Source organism: Haloflavibacter putidus (assembly GCF_006546625.1).
GTDB lineage: Bacteria > Bacteroidota > Bacteroidia > Flavobacteriales > Flavobacteriaceae > Mesonia > Mesonia putida.
In genome coordinates this window covers 1-1230 of the sequence record NZ_VIAR01000032.1, presented here as the reverse complement: position 1 = coordinate 1230, position 1230 = coordinate 1, and the positions used below count along the sequence as shown (strand labels likewise).

Below are 1230 nucleotides of genomic sequence, written 5' to 3'. Positions count from 1 at the left end.
AGCATTCTAAGTTAAAAACAAACTTTTAAGCAGATAATTTTACAAAAGGTTCCTCTCTTTTGGCTACTGCAAATATTCTTAATACAAGTTTATTAGCTACAGCATTAATTACGCTCATATGATGTTTTCCATCTTTCACTTTACGGTTATAATAAGTTTTCAGTTGAGGATCGTGCTGGACAGCAGTAACAGCTCCTTTTATCAAGATAGCTTTTAATGACTTATCTCTTAAAAAATGAGTTCTTGTCTTACCCCTTATACTACTTCCCGACTGATATGGAAAAGGAGCTAAGCCGCAGTGACAACTAAATTTACGTGGATTGTGAAATTTGGTGAAATTAGCTGTTTCCGTGATGCACTTTATTGCGATTACCGGACCTACTCCGATTACCGCTGTCACTTTTTTATAGCTACTTTTCAACTCTTGATCAGCTTTGATTATTTTTTGCATCTCATCCTCTATATTTTTTATGCTCTTTTGTAGAGATTTATATTGTTTTTTCTCTTCCTTAATTAGCATCTTCACATCTATGGTTCGGTTTAATATCTCATTGGCCTTTAAACTATTTTGAACCTGAACGGACATTTTAACGTAGCGTTCCCGTGCTGTGATTAGCGCTTTAAGTCTACCTAAGTTTTCTGCAGGTAATTGGTATGGATTTAATTTGTGCTTGTTTGTAATGGCATATTCTGCAATACGGTAAGCATCTTTTATATCACTTTTACCTCTTTGAATACCTAGGGATTTTTTAAGTTCTAAGGGATTTATAAGATAAAAAGCATATTTTTTTCGACTCAAACAGTCTACTAAAGCAGCACCATAATGTCCTGTATGCTCTAAAGCGAAAACAGTATTAGTTTTATCAAAACCGTCTAACCATTTATTGATAGTTTGACTGTTATTTTCCAAAACTCCTCTGGTTTTTACCTGCACATCATTACTCCCTAACGAACAATAATCTAAAGTGTCTTTAGAAATATCGATTCCTGTTACTATGTTTTTCATAACTTTGAATTAGCTATTAAAAAATCTGAAGAACCAATAGGCCTGTGTACTAACGCTATTAATAAGCCTTTAAGCTTTACATTTTAAATGGTACTAAAACCTAAAAGAGGGCAAGGACTAATGCTCAAGATGAAACTTAAATTTCAAGAGTCGAAATAGTTCACCTTGCCCTCTGGTTTTTCAGAAATTTAATAAGGTTAAACTTCTTGTAAATATAAAATGTA

The 1230-nt window shown here is 33.1% G+C and carries 1 protein-coding gene; it reads right to left on the bottom strand.

Translation table 11 applies throughout. From position 1 onward, the window contains the following. Nucleotides 1–25: 25 nt before the first annotated feature. Entirely contained in the window at nucleotides 26–1006 is a 981-nt protein-coding gene (locus FKR84_RS13220; protein WP_141422787.1) for an IS110 family RNA-guided transposase, read from the bottom strand. Nucleotides 1007–1230 lie beyond the last annotated feature (224 nt).